23 protein-coding genes are annotated in these 24,497 nt (G+C 33.7%); 11 read left to right on the top strand and 12 right to left on the bottom strand.

The window, feature by feature from the left end:
• Positions 1-106: 106 nt before the first annotated feature.
• A complete protein-coding gene (gdhA, locus tag B0I03_RS06250; protein ID WP_111566600.1) occupies positions 107-1,450 on the bottom strand; it encodes an NADP-specific glutamate dehydrogenase in 1,344 nt (447 codons plus the stop codon).
• A 255-nt stretch (positions 1,451-1,705) separates the two neighbouring features.
• On the opposite strand from gdhA, the gene B0I03_RS06245 reads away from it, so the two are divergent.
• Entirely contained in the window at positions 1,706-2,482 is a 777-nt protein-coding gene (locus B0I03_RS06245) for a THC0290_0291 family protein (RefSeq protein ID WP_181452355.1), read from the top strand.
• Between the two features lie 53 nt (positions 2,483-2,535).
• Here B0I03_RS06245 and B0I03_RS06240 read toward each other — a convergent pair whose 3' ends face one another.
• Both B0I03_RS06240 and B0I03_RS06235 read right to left on the bottom strand, forming a co-directional pair.
• Positions 2,536-3,687: a cystathionine gamma-synthase gene (locus B0I03_RS06240; protein ID WP_111566598.1), complete on the bottom strand. Its 1,152-nt coding sequence runs from the start codon at positions 3,685-3,687 to the stop codon at positions 2,536-2,538.
• Positions 3,688-3,755: 68 nt separating this feature from the next.
• Complete coding sequence (locus tag B0I03_RS06235) at positions 3,756-4,211, bottom strand: DinB family protein (RefSeq protein ID WP_111566597.1); 456 nt, start codon at positions 4,209-4,211, stop codon at positions 3,756-3,758.
• Between the two features lie 80 nt (positions 4,212-4,291).
• Between B0I03_RS06235 and B0I03_RS06230 the strand changes: the two genes are divergently transcribed.
• The 9 genes from B0I03_RS06230 to B0I03_RS06190 all read left to right on the top strand — a co-directional run bounded on the left by B0I03_RS06230 (position 4,292) and on the right by B0I03_RS06190 (position 11,705).
• Positions 4,292-4,648, top strand: a complete 357-nt coding sequence (locus tag B0I03_RS06230) for an arsenate reductase family protein (RefSeq protein ID WP_111566596.1) — start codon at positions 4,292-4,294, stop codon at positions 4,646-4,648.
• Entirely contained in the window at positions 4,641-5,519 is an 879-nt protein-coding gene (locus B0I03_RS06225; RefSeq protein WP_111566595.1) for a DMT family transporter, read from the top strand. The genes B0I03_RS06230 and B0I03_RS06225 overlap by 8 nt, the downstream gene beginning before the upstream one ends.
• Before the next feature lie 90 nt (positions 5,520-5,609).
• Positions 5,610-6,470 carry a YicC/YloC family endoribonuclease gene (locus B0I03_RS06220; protein WP_111566594.1) on the top strand — a complete coding sequence of 287 codons (861 nt, stop codon included), beginning with the start codon at positions 5,610-5,612 and terminating at the stop codon, positions 6,468-6,470.
• 78 nt (positions 6,471-6,548) lie between these two features.
• On the top strand, positions 6,549-7,133 hold the full coding sequence (gmk, locus tag B0I03_RS06215) for a guanylate kinase (RefSeq protein ID WP_111566593.1): 585 nt from the start codon (positions 6,549-6,551) through the stop codon (positions 7,131-7,133).
• Positions 7,134-7,196: 63 nt separating this feature from the next.
• Complete coding sequence (gene nadD / locus B0I03_RS06210; RefSeq protein ID WP_111566592.1) at positions 7,197-7,778, top strand: nicotinate (nicotinamide) nucleotide adenylyltransferase; 582 nt, start codon at positions 7,197-7,199, stop codon at positions 7,776-7,778.
• 13 nt (positions 7,779-7,791) lie between these two features.
• The gene (locus B0I03_RS06205) at positions 7,792-8,340 is read left to right on the top strand and encodes a hypothetical protein (protein ID WP_111566591.1); all 549 of its coding nucleotides are present in this window, start codon (positions 7,792-7,794) and stop codon (positions 8,338-8,340) included.
• A gap of 64 nt (positions 8,341-8,404) precedes the next feature.
• Positions 8,405-9,571 (top strand): iron-containing alcohol dehydrogenase, encoded by a 1,167-nt coding sequence (locus B0I03_RS06200; protein ID WP_111566590.1) that lies wholly within the window; start codon positions 8,405-8,407, stop codon positions 9,569-9,571.
• Positions 9,572-9,701: 130 nt separating this feature from the next.
• A complete protein-coding gene (locus B0I03_RS06195; protein ID WP_111566589.1) occupies positions 9,702-10,697 on the top strand; it encodes an NAD(P)H-dependent glycerol-3-phosphate dehydrogenase in 996 nt (331 codons plus the stop codon).
• Between the two features lie 30 nt (positions 10,698-10,727).
• Positions 10,728-11,705, top strand: a complete 978-nt coding sequence (locus B0I03_RS06190) for a TerC family protein (protein WP_111566709.1) — start codon at positions 10,728-10,730, stop codon at positions 11,703-11,705.
• A gap of 79 nt (positions 11,706-11,784) precedes the next feature.
• Here the strand turns inward: B0I03_RS06190 and B0I03_RS06185 are convergent, their stop codons facing one another.
• The 4 genes from B0I03_RS06185 to B0I03_RS06170 all read right to left on the bottom strand — a co-directional run bounded on the left by B0I03_RS06185 (position 11,785) and on the right by B0I03_RS06170 (position 16,836).
• Positions 11,785-14,571 (bottom strand): GH92 family glycosyl hydrolase, encoded by a 2,787-nt coding sequence (locus tag B0I03_RS06185; protein WP_111566588.1) that lies wholly within the window; start codon positions 14,569-14,571, stop codon positions 11,785-11,787.
• Between the two features lie 355 nt (positions 14,572-14,926).
• A complete protein-coding gene (locus B0I03_RS06180; protein ID WP_111566587.1) occupies positions 14,927-15,334 on the bottom strand; it encodes a hypothetical protein in 408 nt (135 codons plus the stop codon).
• A 49-nt stretch (positions 15,335-15,383) separates the two neighbouring features.
• Positions 15,384-16,403, bottom strand: a complete 1,020-nt coding sequence (gene pheS / locus B0I03_RS06175; RefSeq protein ID WP_111566586.1) for a phenylalanine--tRNA ligase subunit alpha — start codon at positions 16,401-16,403, stop codon at positions 15,384-15,386.
• Between the two features lie 76 nt (positions 16,404-16,479).
• On the bottom strand, positions 16,480-16,836 hold the full coding sequence (locus B0I03_RS06170) for a hypothetical protein (protein ID WP_111566585.1): 357 nt from the start codon (positions 16,834-16,836) through the stop codon (positions 16,480-16,482).
• 142 nt (positions 16,837-16,978) lie between these two features.
• Between B0I03_RS06170 and B0I03_RS06165 the strand changes: the two genes are divergently transcribed.
• A complete protein-coding gene (locus B0I03_RS06165; protein ID WP_111566584.1) occupies positions 16,979-17,500 on the top strand; it encodes a CvpA family protein in 522 nt (173 codons plus the stop codon).
• Between the two features lie 42 nt (positions 17,501-17,542).
• Here the strand turns inward: B0I03_RS06165 and B0I03_RS06160 are convergent, their stop codons facing one another.
• From B0I03_RS06160 to B0I03_RS06140, 5 genes are all read right to left on the bottom strand, one after another.
• Positions 17,543-20,047 carry a T9SS type A sorting domain-containing protein gene (locus tag B0I03_RS06160; protein ID WP_111566583.1) on the bottom strand — a complete coding sequence of 835 codons (2,505 nt, stop codon included), beginning with the start codon at positions 20,045-20,047 and terminating at the stop codon, positions 17,543-17,545.
• Between the two features lie 96 nt (positions 20,048-20,143).
• On the bottom strand, positions 20,144-20,905 hold the full coding sequence (locus tag B0I03_RS06155) for a tetratricopeptide repeat protein (RefSeq protein ID WP_111566582.1): 762 nt from the start codon (positions 20,903-20,905) through the stop codon (positions 20,144-20,146).
• Positions 20,905-22,683, bottom strand: coding sequence for a BatD family protein (locus B0I03_RS06150; protein WP_111566581.1), 1,779 nt, complete (start codon positions 22,681-22,683; stop codon positions 20,905-20,907). Before B0I03_RS06150 ends, B0I03_RS06155 begins: the two co-directional genes overlap by 1 nt.
• Positions 22,684-22,686: 3 nt before the next feature.
• Positions 22,687-23,457, bottom strand: a complete 771-nt coding sequence (locus B0I03_RS06145; RefSeq protein ID WP_245902956.1) for a tetratricopeptide repeat protein — start codon at positions 23,455-23,457, stop codon at positions 22,687-22,689.
• Positions 23,450-24,493, bottom strand: coding sequence for a vWA domain-containing protein (locus tag B0I03_RS06140; protein ID WP_111566579.1), 1,044 nt, complete (start codon positions 24,491-24,493; stop codon positions 23,450-23,452). Before B0I03_RS06140 ends, B0I03_RS06145 begins: the two co-directional genes overlap by 8 nt.
• Positions 24,494-24,497 lie beyond the last annotated feature (4 nt).

Raw genomic sequence — 24,497 nt, 5'->3', positions numbered from 1 at the left:
ACAAATATACTACAAACGTATTAATTTTAATTTTGATATGTTTTACAAAAGAAAAAAGCTCTTTTAGTTTCCTAAAAGAGCTTTTAAAATTATTTAAAGTCTGTTATTACACTACGCCTTGAGCTAACATTGCGTCAGCCACTTTAACAAAACCAGCAATATTGGCTCCTTTAACATAGTTTACATAACCATCTTCTTCTGTACCGTATTTTTTACACTGACCATGAATACCAGTCATGATGTCTTTTAATCGAGCATCAACTTCTTCACTTGTCCAGTTTAAACGAATAGAGTTTTGTGTCATTTCTAAACCTGATGCTGCAACACCTCCTGCATTAGCTGCTTTCCCTGGAGCAAATAAAACTTTTGCATCTAAGAATTGTTTAATTGCATCTAAAGTACATGGCATGTTTGCTGCTTCAGTTACACACATAACTCCATTAGCAATTAATTTTTTAGCATCTTCTTCGTTTAATTCATTTTGAGTTGCACAAGGAATAGCTACATCAACTTTAGCTTCCCACGGATTTTTTCCTTTATGGAAAACTGCACTTGGGAATTTTTCAGCAAAACTTTCTGCTCTATTATTTCCACTTGCTCTCATTTCTAACATGAACTCGATTTTCTCTCCTGAAATTCCTTCAGCATCGTAAATATATCCGTCAGGACCTGAGATTGTAACTAACTTACCACCTAATTCATTTACTTTTAAAGCCACACCCCAAGCCACGTTACCGAAACCTGAAATAGCAACTGTTTTTCCTGAAATAGATTGTCCAATAGTGCTTAACATTTGCTGTGTGAAATAAACCACACCATATCCTGTAGCTTCTGGACGAATTAAAGAACCTCCATAAGCTAAACCTTTTCCAGTTAAAACTCCTGTAAATTCATTTCTAATTCTTTTGTATTGACCAAACATATAGCCAATTTCTCTGGCTCCAACACCGATATCTCCGGCAGGAACATCTAAATCAGGACCAATATGACGGCATAATTCTGTCATAAACGATTGGCAAAAACGCATAACTTCAGCATCCGATTTTCCTTGTGGGTCAAAATCAGAACCTCCTTTACCACCTCCCATAGGAAGCGTTGTTAAACTATTTTTGAAAACTTGTTCAAAAGCTAAAAACTTAAGTACTGATAAATTTACTGTTGGATGAAAACGAATTCCTCCTTTGTAAGGTCCAATAGCAGAATTCATCTGAATACGAAAACCTCTATTCACTTGAATTTCACCTTTATCATCAACCCACGGCACTCTAAAAATCACTGAACGCTCTGGCTCAGCCATTCTCAAAAGCACATTTTTTCCATCATACTTTTTGTCATTTGCAATAAAAGGCATTACCGTTTCAGCAAATTCTTTTACAGCTTGTAAAAATTCTGGTTCGTTTGGATTTTTGGCCTCAACAAGCGCCATAAAATCATTAATTTTTTGTTCCATTATACTATAAAACTTGTAGATAAACTATTTCGTTAATTATCTTTTGTCTTAAAATTACGAATTTCGTAAAAATTAAGTCGACAAATATACATTTTAAAAATTACTTGTTCTATTTTTAAGAAAAATTTATATCGGTAAAAAAATAATTTAATCTTTAATCTTATTTTACATTTTTTTAAACAAGAAAAATACTCTTTTTTTTTTGAAGTGCAGTTTGTTTTTATATATTTGTCCGATAATGGAAAAATTTTAGCGATGACTAAAAAAATTAAATACCTACTAATGTTGCTTTTAGGAGCAAACTTTTCAATGATGGCACAGTTTGGCTTCTCTCATGAAGTTGGAGCTTTTGTTGGTGGAGTTGCTTTCCAATCTGATTTTGGTGTAAGACACGATTTTGAAACTAATGCTGGAAACACAGGTTTTGGTATTGGTTTAGTTCACTATATGAATTTTGCTTACCGTGCAGAATGTAACTGTTACACTCCTGAAACTTATTTTAACGACCACTTTAAAGTTCGTTCTGAGTTATCATACAACAGTACTCAATTACAACACTTTGGTAAATGGGTTGACAGAAACTCTCCTACTGCAGCTAAATTAAGAGCCATGAAAGGTGAGGCTAAGGTTACCGACATTGGTATGCAATTAGAATACTTCCCTTTAAGTATTAGAGAATTTACAGCTACTAATGGTGCTTGGGCTCCATTTTTAGGTTTAGGTGCTCATTATACTTTTTTCCAAAACGGAACTTATTCTGAACTTGGTGGAATTGGAAACACTTTTACTACTCCAGTAAAATATTTAGATGCATGGTCTGATGAGGGTGGAAGCACTTGGTCTGTTGTTGCAAGTGTTGGAACACGTTATAAATTAACAGAATTATCGGATTTATTTGCAGAAGTAAGATGGCAATATTACTTTTCAGATTGGGTTGATGGTTTAAACCCTAATCCTGAAGTTTGGACAGAAAATAAAGCAAACGACTGGAACTTATGGTTTCACGTAGGATACATTTATTATTTAGATTAATAAATTTTACAACATAAAAAAATCCCGATTCGTTTGAATCGGGATTTTTTGTTTTAGTTTCTATTATTTAAAGCTTGTTCTAAATCGGCTAATAAATCTTCGATATCTTCAATTCCTACACTCAAACGAACTAAATCATCTGAAATACCCACTTCTTTTCTTTTATCTTCTGGAATAGAAGCGTGTGTCATTAAAGCTGGATGATTCGCTAACGATTCCACTCCACCTAAAGATTCTGCTAAAGTGAATACTTTTAAATTTTCTAAGAATTTAATCGCATCTTCTTTTTTACCTGATTTGAAAGTAAAGGTTACCATTCCTCCAAAACCACTCATTTGCTTTTTAGCAATTTCATGAAATGGATGTGATGCTAAACCTGGATAATACACTCTTTCCACTAAAGGATGATTATCTAAATATTCCGCTACTTTCTCACCATTTTCGCAATGACGTTGTACACGTAAATGTAAAGTTTTGATTCCTCTTAACACCAAGAAAGAATCCATCGGTCCTAAAGTTGCTCCTGTTGCAAATTGTTTGAAGTGTAATTCTTCTCCTAATGCTTTGTCTTTGATAATTAAAGCACCAGCAATAACATCTGAATGTCCACCTAAATATTTAGTAGCCGAATGCATTACAATATCAGCACCTAAATCCAATGGTTTTTGTAAATATGGCGTTGCAAAAGTATTGTCTACAGCAAACAAAATATTATGCTTTTTTGTGATTTGAGCAATCGCAGCAATATCCGCCAATTTCATTAATGGATTTGTTGGTGTTTCCACCCAAACCAATTTCGTGTTTTCATTGATTAACGATTGGAATTTTTCCAAATCATTCATATCCACAAAATGAAATTTGATCCCACTATCTTTATATAATCTTGTGAACAATCTATAAGTTCCACCGTACAAATCGTCCATAGCGATGATTTCGTCACCTGCTTTAAACATACGTAACAAACAATCGGTTGCTGCTAATCCCGAAGAAAAAGCTAAACCTCTTGCTCCATTTTCGATACTTGCTAAAGCATCTTCTAAAGCCGTTCTCGTTGGGTTTGCTGCTCTACTGTATTCATAATCACCAATTGGTTTCCCTGGACTTGATTGTACATAAGTCGAAGTTTGAAATACCGGTGGCATTACAGCTCCAGTTACTTTTTCATGATGTTGCCCACCATGTATCGTTTTTGTATTGAATTTCATTTTTTAAAAATTTTTACAAAGGTAAATAAAAGTTGGTTGATGCTACTTTTCGAATCGTTAACAATTCGCTAAATATGCTTTTTAATCGACATCATTATTCCTAAATGAATGCCTTCGTGATAATTATTGAACTCCATCGCTTCTTTCCAAGTTCCTAAATGAAACCCAGTTTTTGTCTGATACGGATGAAATTCTTTGAAAATTCCAGCTTCAAAATCGGATTTCGTTTTTTCAACTATTTCTGATAGTAATTTCTTGATTTCATCTACTTCAGCTTGAGTAGTTTTTCCATCTGGACGCGATCCATTTTGATATTTCTCAAAAAGCGAATCTGGAATATGCATTGGTAAACCTGATAAAGCGTAAACCAATTTCTGTTGCGAAACTACAACGTGTCCCAAATTCCAAATCAAATTATTACTCATTCCTGCCGGAATTGTATTGAGTTGTTCTAATGAATAATTATCAAAAAACTTCAAATAAATATTTCTGCTGGTTTCCCAAATTCTAAAAGTTGCGTCCATGTCTAATTTTTTTTATAAAATTACTGATTTTTAGAATTCAAAAGGCTGTATTTTTGCATCAGAAATTGAAAAACATCAAAATGAACAAAATATACTATTTGGCTTCGTGTGATACGTGCCGAAAAATCATCAAATCGTTACCCAATACTGATAAGTTGACGTTTATTGATATTCGTCAAAATCCAATTTCGGAAAGCGATTTAGAAGAAATGTACCAACTTTCGGGAAGTTACGAAGCGCTTTTCAGTAAAAAAGCACAATTGTATAAATCATTAGGGTTAAAAGATAAAAATCTTACCGAAGCCGATTTCAAAAAATATCTTTTAGAACATTACACGTTTTTGAGTCGTCCCGTTGTTATTTTTAATAATGAAATTTTTATCGGGAACACGCAACCTAATATACTTAAACTAACAAAAGCTCTTCAAAGTGTCTAAAAGAAGTTGGGCATTAGTTGCCGCTACCCTAGTTTCCATCATTTACGGCGTAACTTTTACGATTGCCAAAGATGTAATGCCAAAATATGTCGATGCTTTCGGATTCATCGTCATGCGTGTTGGTGGTTCGGTTTTATTATTTTGGTTGATTTCCTTTTTTGGACCAAAAGAAAAAATCGCCAAAGAAGATTTTCCTCGAATTGTTGCTGCTGCGTTCTTCGGAGTAGCCTTCAATATGCTGACTTTTTTCAAAGGATTGAGTTATACTTCGCCCATTATGGGAGCCGTTTTAATGGTAACCACGCCCATGATTGTCCTCGTTTTATCCGCATTCATCATGAAAGAACGCATGGAAAACAGAAAAGTTTTAGGAATCATTTTAGGCTTAGCCGGAACGATAACGTTGATTCTTTACGGAAAATCGTTAGTAAACGCTACAAACGCTTCATTAGGAAATTTATTGGTTTTTGTAAATGCTGTTTCTTACGGATTTTACCTTATTATCGTAAAGAAATTAATGGATAAATACAACGCCTTCACTTTTGTGAAATGGATTTATACTTTTGGTTTTTTGATGGTATTGCCTTTTGGTTGGAACGAATTTCAAGCCGTAGATTTTGCTAATTTACCAACAGATATCATCTGGAAAATTGGTTTTGTAGTAGTGTTTTCAACTTTCTTAACCTATTTGTTGAATTTAGTTTCGATGCGCGAACTAAAACCCACAACTGTTGCGGTTTTCATCTATTTACAACCACTTTTCGCTACTATTTTCGCCGTGAGTTTAGGAAAAGACGATTTGAGTTTGGTGAAATTAATTTCAGCTGTATTGATATTTGTTGGGGTTTATTTGGTAACCCAGAAAAAGTAGGCAGTCTCAGTTGACAGTCTCAGTGTAGTACCGAAAACTGCGACTGCGACTGAAAACTTTTTATTATCTTTGAAGACATTTTTATAACGTATGATACACTCCATGACGGGTTTTGGGAAAGCATCTTTGCAATTACCAACCAAAAAAATTACCGTAGAAATCAAATCGCTAAACAGTAAAGGTTTAGACTTAAATACACGAATGCCATCGGTTTTTCGTGAAATGGAATTGGGTTTACGCAATCAAATTTCGCAACGTTTAGAGCGTGGAAAGGTTGATTTTTCGCTTTATGTTGAAGTAACTGGCGAAGAAACCACTTCAAAAATCAATGTGCCGATTGTGAAAGGGTACATTAACCAAATGAAAGCCGTAATTCCAAATGCTGACGAAACGGAATTAATGAAAATGGCAGTTCGTATGCCCGATGCTTTAAAAACCGAGCGCGACGAAATCGATGAAAACGAATGGAAACAAATCCAAACCGTGATTGATGAAGCGTTGGAAAACATCGCGAATTTTAGAAAAGATGAAGGCGCTTCCTTAGAAAAAGAATTCCAATTAAGAATTGCCAACATCAATAATTTAATGAACGAAGCCGTTTCTTACGATGCTGAACGCGTTGAAACCGTAAAAACTCGTTTACGTACTACTTTAGATGAATTAAAAGTCAATGTAGATGAAAATCGTTTCGAACAAGAATTGATTTTTTATCTAGAAAAATACGACATTACTGAAGAAAAAGTACGTTTGGGCAACCATTTGAACTATTTCTTAGAAACCTTAAACGGAACAGAAGCTAACGGAAGAAAATTAGGTTTCATCACGCAAGAAATGGGAAGAGAAATCAATACCATGGGTTCAAAATCGAATCATACCGAAATGCAAAAATTGGTGGTGATGATGAAAGATGAATTGGAAAAGATTAAGGAGCAAGTATTAAACGTTTTATAGTTTAAGCCACAGATTACACAAATTTTCACGGATTAAAATCGTTATAATCCCTTAATCCGTGGCAAAAATAACAACACAATGACCAAAGGAAAATTATTAGTATTCTCTGCGCCATCAGGTTCAGGAAAAACCACTATAGTAAGACATTTATTAGCCCAACCCGATTTGAATTTAGAATTTTCGATTTCGTGTACAACGCGTGCACCTCGTGGCGAAGAAGTAGATGGGAAAGATTATTATTTCATCTCATGGGACGAATTCAAAAAGCATATTAAAGCGGAAGATTTCGTAGAATGGGAAGAAGTCTACACCGATAATTTCTACGGTACTTTAAAAACCGAAGTAGAACGCATCTGGTCTTTAGGAAAACACGTAATTTTTGATATTGATGTTGCGGGCGGATTGCGTATTAAAAGCAAATTTCCAAACGAAACGTTAGCGGTTTTCGTAAAACCACCAAGCGTTGACGAATTAAAACGTCGCCTAAAACAACGTTCTACCGAAAGTGAAGACAAAATCAACATGCGTATCGCAAAAGCATCAGTAGAATTAGCAACTGCACCACAATTTGACACCATCATCAAAAATTATGATTTAGATGTGGCAAAAGAAGATGCATATCAGTTAGTGAAAAAATTCATCAACACGAATTCCACGAATTAGCACAAATTTTGTGAAATTTAATTATTTTGAATTCGTGATAATTAGTGAAATTAGTGTTTGAAAATGAAAATAGGTCTTTATTTCGGAACGTTTAATCCCATTCACATTGGGCATTTAATTATTGCCAATCACATGGCAGAGCATTCTGATTTGGATCAAATTTGGATGGTGGTTACCCCGCACAATCCGCACAAGCAAAAAAGTTCGTTGTTAGATGATTATCATCGTTTGCATATGGTACATTTGGCAACGGAAGATTACCCAAAAATCCAACCTTCGGATATTGAATTCAAATTACCGCAACCGAATTATACCGTAAATACCTTAGCGCACTTACAAGAAAAATTCCCTAAAAACGAATTTTCGTTAATCATGGGAGAAGACAATTTGAACTCGCTCCACAAATGGAAAAACTACGAAGTCATTTTGCAAAACCACAATATTTATGTCTATCCGCGATTAAATTCAGGTGAAATTGACGAGCAATTCATAAATCATCCAAAAATTCACCGAGTGGGTGCGCCTGTAATTGAATTATCTTCTACCTTCATTCGCGAAAGCATTAAAAACGGTAAAAATGTAGTTCCAATGTTAACGAATAAAGTTTGGGAATATGTGGAACATAATTTGTTTTATAAGAAGTAAACTTAAATAGAATATGAATACTGATTTTGAAAAACAAATCGAAAATTTACCCAAAAAAGATAACTCAATAAAAGATAAACTTTTCAATAAAGATTACTTTTTGCGTTCAACTGAATTTGGTGTTTCAACAACTGAAAAAGAAGAAATTATTTTTGATACAAAAAAATCAAATAATGGAACATTAATAATAATTGGATTAGCAATTGTTTTAATATGTTTGAGATTTAAAGACAGTGATAATTTTATTCCAATTTTAATTTTTTCAGGAATTGGAATGATTGCAAATCTTGTTTATTTAAAATTCAGAAAAAGTAAGTTGATAAAAATTAACCTGTCTGGCTTTGAAATCGAAAACATCAAATTTGAATGGGATGATATATATGATTTTGGTGCGTTAGTAAAACCAAATAAATATATTACTTACTATGAACTGATAATTTTTTCAAAATCAAAAGGTAAAAAAGTCTATAGTTTGTTTAGTTTTCAAAGTGATAAAGATAATATTTTAAAAAATTTGAATTACTTCAAAGGAAAGTTTGAAAGTAATAAAAACATCTCTTAACATTCCTTTACCATTCGTTACCAATCCCATTGCGTAACTTTGTATCTTAAAAAAATAAAATGTTATGCTAAACTTCGAATTATACAATCCGGTAAATTATGTCTTTGGAAAAGGACAAATTGCAAAACTAACTGATTTAGTTCCAACAAATACTAAAATTCTGCTAGCTTATGGAGGTGGAAGTATCTTCAAAAATGGTGTTTATGACCAAGTAAAAGCGGCTTTGCCGAATCACGATATTGTGGAATTTGGTGGCATCGAACCAAACCCACGTTTTGAAACTTTAATGAAAGCCGTTGAAATTATTCGTGCTGAAAAAATTGGTTTCATCTTAGCTGTTGGTGGCGGAAGTGTCATTGATGGTGTGAAATTTATTTCTGCTGCTGTTAATTTTGAAGGTGACGAAGCCGATATCTTGAAAAAACGTATTTTATTCAAAGATGTTGCCACAGTAATTCCTTTTGGAACGGTTTTAACATTACCAGCTACAGGTTCAGAAATGAATTCGGGTGCAGTAGTTACAATTGAAGCTACACAAGAAAAACTAACGTTAGGAGGAAGTGCTTTGTTTCCAGTATTCTCCATTGTTGATCCAACAGTAATTACTTCTTTACCAAAAAGACAATTACAAAACGGTGTTGTGGATGCCTTCACGCACGTTATGGAGCAATATTTAACCTATACACACGATGCTTTATTACAAGACCGAATTTCAGAAAGCATTTTACAAACGCTAATTGAAATTGGTCCAGATGTAGTAGAAAATCCAACTGATTATAAATTGGCTTCTAACTTTGTTTGGAGTGCAACCATGGCATTGAATGGCTTGATTCAAAAAGGAGTTCCTTCGGATTGGGCAACACACATGATTGGTCATGAATTAACCGCTTTATACGAAATTGATCATGCAAGAACCTTGGCTATTATTGGACCTAACTTGTACCGCGTCATGTTCGATACGAAAAAAGAAAAATTAGCACAATACGGACAACGCGTTTGGAACATTCAAGGTAATTCAACGGAAGAAATTGCAGAAAAAGCGATTGAAAAAACGGTTGAGTTCTTCCACAAAATGGGCATGAAAACCAAAATTTCTGAAAACGCAGAAAACATCGAAAAAACAGCTGATTTCATCGTAAATCGTTTCGAAGAAAGAGGTTGGAAAGCCATGGGTGAAAAGCAAAACATCACACTTGAAAAAGTGAGAGCTATTGTAGAAATGAGTTATTAAAAAATACGTATTCATCATAATAAAGGCACGGAGTTTTTCTTCGTGCCTTTGTATTAAAAAGAGTTTCGCAAACGTTTTTTGTAAATCCTTTTTAAATGCCTATTTTTGATGTTCTAAATTAAATCGTAAAATGGAAAAAAAGCCAAAATTTGCCGTCATTGGAGGAGGAAGTTGGGCTACTGCAATTGCGAAAATGCTTTGTGAAAATCAAGACGAAATTGCTTGGTACATGCGAAGTACTTATGCTATTGAGCATTTAAAACATCAAAAACACAATCCAAACTACTTGAGTTCGGTTGCGTTTGACACCAATAAATTAAAACTTACCAACGATATCAACGAAGCGGTGGCTTATGCTGATTACGTTATTTTTGTGGTTCCGTCAGCTTTTTTGAGCAAAGAATTGGAAAGTTTAACTGAAAGTTTGAAAGGAAAAATCATTTTTTCAGCCATTAAAGGAATTGTTCCTGAATCGAGCTTAATTGTTGGAGAACATTTTCATACCAAATACGATATTCCATTTGAAAATATTGGCGTTATCACAGGTCCGTGTCACGCGGAAGAAGTGGCTATGGAACGTTTATCATATCTAACTATCGCTTGTAGTGATAGAAAAAAAGCAAAATATGTGGCTAAAAATCTGAGTTCACACTACATCAAAGCCAAAACTTCTGATGATATCATTGGAACCGAATATGCAGCCGTTTTAAAAAATATTTACGCTATTGCAGCCGGAATTGCACATGGTTTAGGTTATGGCGATAACTTCCAAGCAGTTTTAATGAGTAACGGAATTCGCGAAATGAAAAAATTCATTCGTAAAGTGCACAAAATGAAACGAAATATTAATAATTCGGCTTATTTGGGCGATTTATTAGTAACTGGATATTCCGTATTTTCTCGAAATAGAATGTTTGGAAACATGATTGGAAAAGGTTACACTGTAAAATCAGCACAAATGGAAATGAGTATGGTGGCTGAAGGATATTACGCTGTAAAAAGTGCCTATAAATTAAATAAAGAATACGGAGCTGACACTCCAATTATCGATGCGGTTTACGAAATTTTATACGAAAACAAAGACGCTAAAACCGTTTTCAAAGCCTTAACAGAAAAATTAAATTAACACATGCTATTTTCATTAAAAACAGGTGCAATTGATCATTTAATCGATCATCCTGGAATTATTATGGCTTTTACCATTACCATCATTGCCATGTTGGTATTAGATTTAGGGGTTTTAAACAAAAAAGGTCACGTGATTTCCAATCGTGAGGCGGCTATTTGGTCGGTAATTTGGATTTCACTTGCTATGGGATTTAGTGGTATTATTTACCATTACATGGGTGCCGAAAAATTCATGCAATTTCAAGGTGCCTATTGGATTGAAAAAGCACTTTCGGTAGATAATTTATTTGTCTTTATTTTAGTTTTTGGATATTTCAATGTTGCTAAAGAAGCCCAACACAAAGTGTTATTTTGGGGTGTAATTGGCGCTTTAGTTTTTAGAGCGATATTCATTTTTGCGGGCGTTTGGTTGTTGAATTACACCTATTTACCTGAAATGAAGCTTTTTGGACAAATGGTTGAAATCAATTACTTGTTAACCCTTTTCGGAATTATTTTGATTGTTGCCGGAATTAAATCGGCATTAAGTCAAGAAGAAGATGAAGGAAGTAAAGATTTCACGAAAAGTCCTGGTGCGCGCTTTGTTTATAAATTTTTCAATGTAACTCATCAATACGATGGCGATAAATTCTTTACCATTGAAAACGGACTCAAAGTAGCAACGCCTTTGTTTGTAGTAGTCGCAATTGTAGAATTTACCGACTTATTATTTGCGATTGACAGTATTCCTGCGATTTTTGCTATTGCTCCAGATGATCCGTTTATTCTTTACACGTCGAATATTTTTGCAATTTTAGGATTGCGTTCGTTGTATTTCCTTTTGGCGAACTTTATGTACATGTTCAGTAAATTGAAATACGGATTAGGATTTATCTTGGCTTTTATCGGAACTAAAATGATTATAGCGCCGTTTTATCACGTTCCTACAAGTTTATCTTTATCTGTTGTGGGTGGAGCTCTAATCTTGTCTGTAATCGCTTCTTTATTATTTCCTGATAAGGATTAAATATTTGAACACAATATTAAACCGCAGATTCGCAGATTAACTAGGTTAAATCTGCGAATCTGCGGTTAATTTTCGGCTTTTATTTTATCGTAATCTCATCTATAAAAATAAAGGCATCGCCACCAGCGCCTTGATGCCATTCTGGTAATTTACCAAAGTTTTTTGCGATTACTTTTACATAACGTGCTTTTTTACCTTTAATTTCGTTTGATGTGAAATTTAGAATTGTATTTTCTTCCAATTTTGGATCTAACGTATTGTTTACCGAACCGAAATACGTAAAATTTAGATTATCATCCGAAACATAATAGTCCACTTTTGTTGGCATTAAAATCCAAGAACGTTGGTCTTGTAAAAAGCGTGCTGAAATTTCAGTAATATTTTTCACTTCTTTTAAATCGACAACCGCTTCAAAATCCTGACTTTGGTAGCCTTGCCAATCGCCTTTTCTCCAGTTTTCGGTTCCTAAAATACCATCTAATAACCCTTCCGGACCACCGGCGTGATATTGCGGATTGTAAACCGATTTAATATTGATGCTGTAATTGTTTGGTTTTTTGAAGAAAGTTGCAGAAATGGTGTTGCTTTTTGCTAATGTATAGCCGTTTGAACCGATAAAATATGCTTCAATTTTTGAAGATTCGGTAATAATTATTTTATCTTTTGTACTCTCAATAAATTTTGGATCTTTATTATCACTATCAATTATTCTATACCAAATAGCTCCTTCGTTAGAATGTTTAAGAGTTATTTCAAGGAAACTCTTAAACGCTTTACTTTCCGCTTGAATTACTGGAACTGGAATGATTAATTGACACTCTACTTTATCTATAGTTTCCATACCAAATTGTGGCAAAATACCTCTAGCATTTGGTAAGTGAAGATAATTTGGTTTATTTCCATCGATACTAACTTTCGCGTCTAAGTAAGGTTCATTAATATCCCATTTCGGCTGTCCAGGGGTCACCGAATAAATCCCCATCGAACTCAACACATACCAAGCACTCATTTGTCCGCAGTCTTCGTTTCCAATTAAACCATCTGGTGTGTTTGTGTAAAAATTATCTAAAATATACTTGACTTTTGCATTCGTTTTTTCTGGTTTCCCAACATAATTGTACAAATACGCCATGTGGTGACTTGGTTCGTTTCCATGCGCATATTGTCCGATTAAACCCGTAACATCGACTTGTTCTCTACCTGTGGTTTTACTTTCACTGTTGAACATTTCGTCTAACTTGGCTTCAAATTTTTCAGGTCCGCCATAAGCTTGAATCATGCCTTCAATATCTTGGGGTACAAAAAACGAGTATTGCCATGAATTACCTTCGGTAAAATTATTATTGACTTCTCTTGGGTCGAAAGGTTTGTCCCAACCACCATTTTTCTTTGGACGCATAAAGCCAATTTCCCAATCGAAAATATTTTTCCAATTTTGAGAACGCTTCATGAAATATTGGTAATCTTCTTGCTTATTTAAAAGTAAAGCCATTTGGGCAATACACCAATCGTCATAAGCATATTCTAAGGTTTTAGAAACGCTTTCGTGTTCATCATCAATCGAAATAAAACCGTTTTTCTTGTACGCATCCAAACCTAAAACATCGCGCATAGCCGAAGCTTTACTAGCTTCAAAAGCTTTTTCGTAATCAAAACCTTTAATTCCTTTTACCATCGCATCTGCAATTACTGAAACGGAATGATAGCCAATCATACAATCGGTTTCATTAGAAGCTAATTCCCAAACGGGTAATCTGCCGCCTTGTTCGTATTGTTTAATGAAGGTATTAATATAATCAGCAGTTCGTTTTTTATCGATTAAAGTATACAACGGATGTGCGCCTCTAAACGTGTCCCAAAGCGAAAATACCGTGTAATAATCAAATCCTTCGGCTACATGAATTTTATTATCTCTACCTCGGTATTTTCCGTCTAAATCTTGAGCGATGTTCGGTTGCATCATCGTGTGATATAACGCCGTGTAAAAAATCGCTAATTTGTCTTTATCATTTGAAGTAACTTCAATTTTTGATAATTCTTTGTTCCAAAGCGCAATAGCTGCTTTATGTACTTTATCGAAATCCCAATGTTTGATTTCGGAACTGTTTAATTCCGCACCTTCATAACTGGTTGGTGAAAGCGATACTTTTATGAGAATTTTTTCGCCTTTTTTGACTTGTTTTGAGAAACTTAATGCTAATGTCTGTATATCTAAATCATTTGAATTTTTAATTCCTTTTGAATTCTTCATTGGAACATTAAATTCAATCCTTGCATATACATATTGATCTCTTGCCCAAGCTTCACTTCTTCGTAATACTTCAATAGTTTTATCATCTATTATTTTTACTCTTCCTTCCAAAAGTTTATCTCTATGTCTTAAATCTAAAATAATATTAGCTAAACCAGCTTTATTAAACGTATATTCATGAAATCCCACACGAGTTGAAGTGGTTAAACGCACATCGATGTTGTGTTTGTCTAATTTCACGGAGTAAAATCCAGCGGAAGCTTTTTCATTGGCATGCGAAAAAGTTGAAGAATACACTTTATTATCAAACGAAGGTTCTCCCATAGTCGGCATCAACATGATATCACCATAATCTGAAACACCGGTTCCATTCAAATGCGTGTGCGAAAATCCATAAATCAAATTATCGGAATAATGATAACCGCCACAGCCATCCCAACTGCCATCGATTCTAGTGTCAGGAGAAAGTTGCACCATTCCGTAAGGCACAGTTGCACCAGGAAAAGTATGTCCGTGACCGCCAGTTCCAATAAATGGGTTGACGTGTTTGGCGTAATCTTGCGCTTGGGAAATAGTAGTAGTTAAAAAAGCTAAAGCAATAAAAAATGGTTTCATGTTGTGTTGTTGAAAAAATTTCTTAAAGGTAAAAATATTTTCTAATTGTTGTAAGGATAAAGCTATTTTTGAGTTTTTACCACATAGAAACATAGGTTTTTCTTATTTTATTTTTTGGCGTTACACTTTTTTGAGGTAACAATAGGATTGTGTTGATTTTAAACATATAAGTCATATAAGAAAGTTTAAGGAGTTCTTTGTATATATGAGTTCATATAAGTTTTCTTATGCTGACTATGTAAAATGAAATACCTCAACTTTTATAATGTTAATCTATGTTCCTATGTGGTGAAAACAAAAACCACGAATACAAAATCAGTGCATTCGTGGTTTCAATATTATAATTTACGAAAATTTAATTCGCAAAAACGCCTCTTTTGTTTATAATTGGTAAATCGGCAGTAGCTTTTTCGTTGATGGTGTTTACACGGAACACGAAGGTTTTATCGTATAATTGTCCGTTTGCGAAATACGATAACATGAATTCGTTATTCAATTGTAAAACGTTGTTTTCTAACAATTCTACTTTAACGGCGGTTCTTGGCTCTACTTTGGCAAACGCATGACGAAAAGTTCCCGTTTTACGTTCTTCTCCATTGATTAAACCATAAGCACGTGAAACTACCATAGCCATTTCCAACAAATTATCAGTGTCGTTTACTAAGTAAGCGTACCAAGAATTTTCCATAAAATCGTCGTTCCATTCTTGAAAAGCTACAATGTGAACGCCTTCTACTTTTGGGATGATAATGTCTTTTTTCATTGAAACAGTATTAAGATTAAAGAATTAAGTATTAAGACTTAATCTTAAATTATATACTCGATTTGAATTGCTCTAAGAAACGAACGTCGTTTTCATAAAACATACGGATATCACCAATTTGGTACAACAACATCGCAATACGCTCAACTCCCATTCCGAAAGCAAAACCTGTGTGTTCATCTGGATTGATCCCGCAGTTTTTCAATACGTTTGGATCAACCATTCCGCAACCACCAATTTCTAACCAACCGGTTCCTTTGGTAATTCTGTAATCGGTTTCGGTCTTTAATCCCCAATAAATATCAATTTCAGCACTTGGTTCTGTAAATGGAAAATACGAAGGACGTAAACGAATTTTCGATTTTCCGAACATTTCTTTCGTGAAATACAACAATGTCTGTTTTAAATCGGCAAACGAAACGTCTTTATCAATATATAATCCTTCCACTTGATGGAAAATACAGTGCGAACGCGAAGAAACGGCCTCGTTACGGAAAACTCTTCCTGGAGAAATTGTACGAATTGGCGGCTTATTGTTTTCCATGTAACGCACTTGCACTGATGAAGTGTGCGTACGCAATAAAACATCAGGGTTGGTTTGAATGAAAAACGTATCCTGCATATCTCGTGCTGGATGATATTCTGGTAAATTTAATGCGGTAAAATTGTGCCAATCGTCTTCGATTTCTGGACCTTCGGACACGTTAAAACCAATGGTTGAAAAAATATCAATCATTTGGTTTTTCACAATAGAAATTGGATGGCGTGAACCAATGTTCATCGCTTCTCCTGGACGCGTGGTGTCGCCGTAAATTCCTTTTGCTTCTTCTTTATTTTCTAAAGCGTCATGAATGGCTTTTACCTTTTCTTCTGCCGAAGTTTTCAATTCGTTGATTACTTGTCCGAATTCTTTCTTTTGTTCGTTTGGAACATTTTTGAATTCGGCAAAAAAGTCTTTCAACAAGCCTTTACTTCCTAAATATTTAATTCGGAAGGCTTCTAATTGTTCTTTATTATCGGTTTGAAAAGCTTTTACTTCTTCAATATGGGCTTTAATCGTTTCTGTCATCGCTCGTTTTGTAAAATGCAAATTTATGGATTTTTTTTGAGAGACAAGTCAATGACTTGTCTGTACAGTAAATTAATTAGTCAATTAATTCTTTCTCTAAAAAGTAGCTTACAATTGCTTCTTTCATTAGTACCGCTTGCTCGCCTGCTTTTAGTGGTGGCAATTCTTCTTTTACTTTGTAATGTGGCCAACCATCGTTGTCGAAATATTCAAATTCGTAGTAGCCGTAAGGTTCTAACAATCGGCAAATAGCGATGTGCATCAGGTTTACTTTTTCATCCTTTTTGAAAGTAGCGTGAATTTTTCCCAATTCTTGCACACCAATTAAGTAGATGATTCCTTCTAAATCAAGGTCTTCTCCACCTGAAAATTTTTCTGATAATATGTTGACAACGCTTTCCCAACGCTGTTTTAATTGTTCGTCTCTAGACATGTTTTATAGATGAAAGAAAAAAGAGAAAAGAAAAAAGACTATTCCCAACTTTCTATATTAGATTTGCAAAGATAATCGATGGTTTTGTTTTTTACGCAATCTATTGTCTTTGTTCTTGATTCTTTCATCTATTTTCTTTCAAATGAGTTTTATTGATATTGTTTTTGCGGTTTTATTAGGTTTTGCGGTTTATAAAGGTTTGAAAAACGGACTTTTTGTGGAAATTGCTTCGTTTGTAGCTTTAATTTTAGGGATTTATTTAGCGATTAAATTTTCAAATTTAGTAGGCACTGTTTTTACTGGAATTTTCCCAAGTTGGAATCCAAAATATATTGAAATTACAGCTTTTATCATTACGTTTTTGTTGGTGGTGATTGGGATTCACTTGAGCGCAAAAATTTTAACCAAATTAGCGGATTTTGCTTTTTTAGGTTGGATTAACAAAATTGCTGGAGTGATTTTTAGCTTGTTGAAAACAATTTTAGCGTTGAGTGTAGTACTTTTTATTTTGGAGAAAATCAATATCAACAACATGTTGCTTTCAAAAGAAACGCAAGAGCACTCGATATTTTATAACCCAATTCAGAATATTTCAAAAGCAATTTATCCTACGATTGAAGGTTGGTATGATAGTTTGAAGAAGGAAGTTGAGAGTGGGGAGTAAAATCTTCGACAAGCTCAGACTGACAAACCAAAATTCTGAACACTAATTTTTAATGAACTTTTTAATCAACACCCCTTTATCTGTTTTTAAATGAAGGATATAAATACCGTTAACATAATGTTTAACATTTATAAAATTAGTTTGTAGAGTATTTGAATCTATTTTCTTGCCAATTAAATCGAAAACTTCAAAGCTTAATACATTCACCCCAATTGGAAGATTAAAATTAAGATTGTCCTTTACTGGATTAGGATATAAATTTAGTTCAATATTATTATCAAAATCAGTTGTGCTTAAAGTGCCTGAATTATTATTTAAACGTAAAATATATCGCTTTTCAATACTATTACCCGAATTCAAACTATAATGAGTAAATCCTCCACAAACTATAATTTTTCCATCATTTTGTATGACTAAATTTTCAGCAGATACATTGAATAACAAAGAATCGTTTGCTGAAAAAGTGTTATCTAATGATCCGTCAGAATTTACTCTCTTTACACTGACTGAGCTCATTGAATCATAACCTACGAAAATAATTTTTCCATCATTCTGGATAACACTTTTAAGTAAGAATCTTGATTGTGCTGAAAGAAGAGGGGAATCAAAATAAAAAGATGAATCATTACTTCCATCAGTATTTAAACGAACAATTCCGTAACTAGGAACACCATTAAAAGATTTAAAATTACCAACTAAAATAATTTTCCCATCGGATTGTCTTGAAATATTTATACCAATATGGCCATTGCCGCCGCCGCCTGTAGAATTAAAAGTAGTGTCTAAGGTTCCATTAGAATTTAATCTAATAACTTTTTGGTCATGTGAAATATAGATTTTACCATCTGGTTGAACTAAAATATCCCTAATAGCTCCCGCATTTATTAAATAAGGACCATACAAAAATGAAGTGTCCAATGAACCATCTAAATTTAAACTGGCCAATTTTGCCCTTGGTTGTCCATTAACAGTAAGTATCCCTCCTCCAATTAATATTTTACCATTACTTTGTTCGCTAACTGTTTCTGCGCTTGGACTTACACTAGCATTAAAAAAAGTATCTAATGTTCCATCGGAATGTAGCATTGCAACTTTATTTTTTGTTATACCATTAAAAGTCGTAAAATCACCTACAATAACAATTTTATCATTAGATAAAACTTTTAGGTCTTGTATAGCTCCATTTGCTCCTGTGCCAATATTAAATGTTGTGTCTAAAGTGCCATCTGTATTTAATCTAGCAATTCTATTTGCTGAAACACCATTGTAAGAAGCAAAAAAACCTCCTATAATTATTTTACCATCTGATTGAAGCCCAATTGCTCTTATTGAATTGTTTGAAGAGAGGCTATTCTCAATGAAAGGAAAAAAACTATTATCAATACTGCCATCAACATTAATACTGGCAATGTTATTACGATAAGTATTACTACTTGCATAATCAAAATTACCTCCAAATATTATTTTTCCATTAGATTGAATAGATATTGTTTGTACAAAAGAAGGTGTTGAGGATGTAGAATTAACAATTGAAGCATTCGAATTAAAACTAGAATCTAATGAGCCATCATTATTAAGCCTTAAAATTCTATTTTTATAAATATCATTATATGACGTAAAATAACCACCTACTAATATTTTTCCATCTGTTTGACTGACGATAGTATTCACAAAATTAAAAAATCCAGTTCCAGAATTAAAGGTTGTATCAATAGTGCTATCTGAATTTAATCTAACAATGCGATTAACAGTCACCCCTTTATAAGTTGAGAATTCTCCACCGATTATAAGTTTACCATCTGATTGTACACAGACAGTTTTAATAGTGCTACTTGCAGAAGTACTTGTATTAAAAGTAGTATCTAAAGTCCCATCGTTATTCAATCGGATAATTCTCCTATATGAAACCCCATTATAAGATGTAAAATTACCGGCAACAATAATTTTTCCATCTGGTTGCAAATCACATGTATTCACCATATTGTTTGCTCCTGATCCTATATTAAAAGATGAATCTATAGTTCCATCAATATTCAATCTAACAATTCTGTTTCTTGTAATTCCATTATATTGGGTAAAATTACCAACAACAATAATTTTCCCATCGGATTGTATTTTTGTAGAATATACAACACTATTAAAACCCGAACCTATATTAAATGTTGGATCAATTGTCCCATTTGTATTTAATCGGACTATTCTGTTTTTTGTAACACCATTATATTGGGTAAAATTACCAACAACAATAAGTTTTCCATCTGGTTGTATTTGTACAAAATTCACTGTATTATCGAATCCCGAACCAATACTAAATGATAAATCATTAGTCCCATCAGTATTTAAACGCCCTAATTTATTAAAAGCTAAACGATTCAAGAATGTAAAATCGCCTCCAACAATCATTTTACCATCATTTTGTGTTACAATAGTGTTAACAACTCCATTTATGGCTCCTGTAGGAATGTTAAAACTTGAATCAATAGTTCCATCTTGTGCGAAACTGGTTAATGAAAAAATGATTAATAGTAGTTGTATGTGTTTTCTCAATTTGTTGAATTTTAATTTCTTTTAAATAAATTTGTTAGCTAATATATGTTTTTTTTTGATTTATGAAAAATTCTTACAAAAAATTTGGTTAAAATTTTATTCTTTCACTTCCTTAATCGCTTCTTTGTTAATCCACGCTTTGGTTTTGTCGGTTAGTTCTACTTGTTTCCAGTTGCCTAATTCTTCTAAAACGAAAACTTTTGTGCCTTCATGAAGTGTTACCACATCTTCCGAACTGTTTTTAGGTTCGGCTTTCAAAGTGGTTGCTTCTGCAAAAACGATCGCTGGATTGTAATTCGCATCAAATTTCTTTTGTAAAAAAGCGGAGAAAACAGTTACTCCAATTCCAATTAAAAATAACAAAAACAAACTGAAAAAAGTGCGTTTTAGAAACACCGTATTTCCAAAATAATAGCCTAAAAAAGAAAGTAAACTTAGGAATGCAATAGAAACCGCAATCCAAGCCCAAGTATCATAATGAAAAACACTAGTGAACTCTTTCAACATTTTCTTAAAACCTACTTCTGGAAGTATTTTAATGTCGTCTATTGCCATTTTTTGTGCAAACGATAGATTCGTTTGAATGGCTTGATCATCTGGGTTTAAAAGCAATGCTTTTTCATAATTATAAATCGATGGTGCTACTTTTCCAAGTTTGTAATAACAATTGGCAATATTAAAATACAAATCAGCCGATTCGTTGCCTTTATTTATAATGCTTTCGAAAGATTGCAATGCTTGTTCGTAATCGCCTTTATTATACAAATCGTTTGCTTTTTTGAAGGTAGCGTCGATGTATTCACTTGCATTGGCAAATGAAATCAAAAACAAAAGGAATAGTATAAATTTATTTTTCATTATTTCAATTGTTTTTCAAGTTCAGAAATTCGTTCCACAGCTCGTTCAAAATCATTTGTCATGGCAATATCGGTTGCTGGAGCGTATCGTGCAAATTCGCAATCGTTCATTAATTCCATGAATTGAGAAATACTTTCTTCAGATGCGTTTCGTTGTTGCAATAATTCGATGATATTGTCTTTACTCATTTCAACGGTTTCGATATGTAATTTGGCTTTCAAGAAATTGTGTAAGGCTTTTTCCATTGCCATATAGAACGGCACTTTGTCGCCCATTTGTTTTTTGGCTTCCGACAAATATTTCTTCACTAATCGGTTATTATTTCTAACTCGGTTTCCAACCACATCGGCATCTTTTGCTTCTTTTTGTTTTCTAGCAATCATCACAATCGGAATCAATAATAATGGCGCAAGTAACAGACTATAAAATAGTCCTGAACCTAAGAAATCTTCTCTAGAAGCTGAAACAAATTCCGTTTTCAACTTATTGAATTGAAATACTTCTTTCTTCTGAATCGCTTGTTTGTTCGTGCTTGGTGTGTTGGCTACAAACGTTGCATCACCTTCCGCAACATCAATTGTGATTTCTTTTGATGTGATGGTTTTATACGATTTACTTGCCAAATCGTAATACGAAAACTCCATCGGTTTAATCGTATATTTTCCTTTAAACTGTGGAATAATCGTGTATTTGTCCGAAACTTTTCCTACCATACCTGTTAATGGTGTTTGTACATTTTCGGTATGTGATGGTTCGTACATTTCTAACGCACTTGGAACTACGGGTTTTGGTAAGGTGAATAACTTTAAATTTCCTTTACCCGAAACACTTACTTCCAAATCTAACGATTCACCTGCTTTTAAAGACGTTTTTGATGGTATTACTTTGAAATCAAAATTTCCTACAGCTCCAGTAAAACTTGCTGGTTTTCCGTTTTCTGGAAGTGGTTTTACGTTAATGGTTTGTGTTCCTGTTGAAAGTGATTTTTCGACCATGCGCATTTCGTATTCGCCAAACCAATCGCGACGACCTGTTGGTACCTCAGCATCTAAATCGATTTTGAAAGGCTCTATGGTTTTAGCGCCTGATTCTAAAGGGTATAAAATCACTTTTCGAAGCACCACCATACTAAAATCTTTTCCGTTGTATTTTCCGCGTTCTGCACGCAATTGCTTCATGTCGATATACTGACTCCAGAAATCATTGTATTTTGGTGCTTTGAAATTTCTGAAATTTCCAACCGTTGAACGAGGTTCGAAATACAACTTGTAAACTACTGTAACGGGTTCGTTTACAAACGGATTTTTTGTAGATAATTCGGCTACCAAATGAATTCCTTCTCCATAATTCACATTCGTTGGTTGCTGACCAGGATAGGTTGGCATTTGGATAGGATCGGTAATCGTGATTTTTATGGGTGCAGATTTGTAAACTGTTCCGTCATATTCAATTGAAGCAGCACCAATGGTAAACGTTCCTTTTTTTGTAGGTGATAAATAATAAATTACTTGGGTAGAAATTTCTCTTTTCTGATTCACTCTACCATTTACAATTGTTATTGAAGTTTGATTTCCTTTATTGATAAAAGGTCCTTCAGCTTTAAATCCGGGAAATTTTGGTGGTACAAAATTATCGCCTTCATTATTGATGGAAAAAACCAATTGGATGCGTTCGTTTAAACCATAAGAACTTCTTTCTGTTTGCGCTTCAAACTTTACTTGGGCGGAAACAGTTGTATAAATTATTGAAATGAAAAACGCTAAAATTATCTTTTTCATAAATTACCAATCTTTTTCATTTGAAACCGGACGTGCTTTCACTTTCTTCGCATTCACTTTGTCCTGAACTTTCTTCTCTGCATTATTAACCGCATCTAAAATATTATCGATGCGTTGTTTGTCGGCGCCGCTTGGTTTTGGGTTTTCGTTTTTATCTTCTTTTTTCTCTCCGTCTCCCTTGCCTTGTTGGTTATCACCTTGTTTATCTTTGTTGTTCTGATTGTCTTTATCAGAATCTTTTTTGTCGTTTCCTTTGTCGTTTTTGTTGTCTTTATCTTTTGGCTGAGGCTTGTTGTCTTGACCGCCACCACCTTTATTATCTTTTTTGTTGTCTTTAGGAGGTGGATTATCTTTTTTCTTTCTTTTGGCTAAAGCGTAATTGTAACGTGTTTCTTCGTCGTTTGGATTATTTCGAAGTGCGTTTTTGTAGGCATCTGCTGCTAAATCATATTTTTTTTCTAGCATGAAAGTGTTACCTAAATTATGATATATTCGGTGTTTTTCAGTTTTCGTTTTAGCTGCTTCTAAGGCTTGAATGTATTTGATTTGTGCTTCGCCTTGCTGATTTTGGCGATAAATGCTATTTCCTAAATTGTATCCTGCAACGGCTTTTTTAGGTGATTTTTTTGATTCCGTTACCCTATAATCAGCTTCGGCATCCACGTATTTTTTTTCGGAAAACGATTGATTTCCGTTGTATAAATTTTTATCTTTTTCTTGACTGAAAAGCGAGATGCAATTCAATAATAGTAATATGTAAACTATCTTACGCATGTTTCTTTTCATTAAATAAGTTCAACTTTTGCACCCATGCTGTTTTTTTCTCCAAAAGGAAAATATCTACCAATAATAACAAAAATCCTAAAGCTAAAAACCATTGGTATTGCGATTCAAAATCGGCAATTTGTTGCGATTCGAATTCTGATTTTTCGATTTTATCTAAAGATTTTTTCACTTCTTCTACCACATCTTTTGTAGATGTGCCAATAATGTATTTCGATTTAGTTTTATCTGCAATATTTTTTAAAACTTCAGGATATAATTTTGTTGTAACCGTTTGACCTTCTTGGTCTTTTTTATATGAAACTATTGTTCCTTTATCATCTCGTAAAGGAATTGGAGCGCCTTTTTCAGTTCCCACACCAATAGTTAAAATACGAACGCCTTTCTTTTTTGCCATTTCAACTGCATCATCCGCTCCTTCTCCGTGATCTTCTCCATCGGAAATTAGAATAATCAACTTACTAGTATCTTTCACATCAAAGAAATCAACCGCCAATTGAATTGCATCATTAAAAGCCGTTCCTTGCGAAGAAACCATATTGGTATTCATACTTTGCAAATACATTTTAGCAATGCTATAATCGGTTGTCATTGGTAAAACTGGGTAAGCACTTCCGGCATAACCCACGATTCCAACACGGTCATTTCCTAATTGATTGATGATTTGCGAAACGATTTGCTTGGTTTTTTCTAATCGATTTGGCGCTACGTCTTCAGCCAGCATACTTTTTGAAATGTCGACTGCAAACACAATATCAATACCTTGACGTTTTACGGTTTCCATCTTCGTTCCCATTTTTGGGTTAACCAAAGCAATAATTATACACGTTAATGCCAATAATAAAACACCTAATTTCAAAGCCGGTTTAAAGCTAGATTTCTCAGGTGCTAATTGGTTAAACAATTCCAAATCGGCAAAAACGGCTTGTCTTTTTCTTTTCCAAAACAAATTGAATAGAAAAAGTGCCACTATTATGGGTAATAGTGCTAATAAGTAAAAATATATTGGACTTTCTAATTCAAACATTGTT

Source organism: Flavobacterium aquaticum (assembly GCF_003259835.1).
Lineage (GTDB): Bacteria > Bacteroidota > Bacteroidia > Flavobacteriales > Flavobacteriaceae > Flavobacterium > Flavobacterium aquaticum.
The sequence above is the reverse complement of the archived record's forward strand: the minus strand, read 5'-3'. Positions and strand labels throughout refer to the sequence as shown.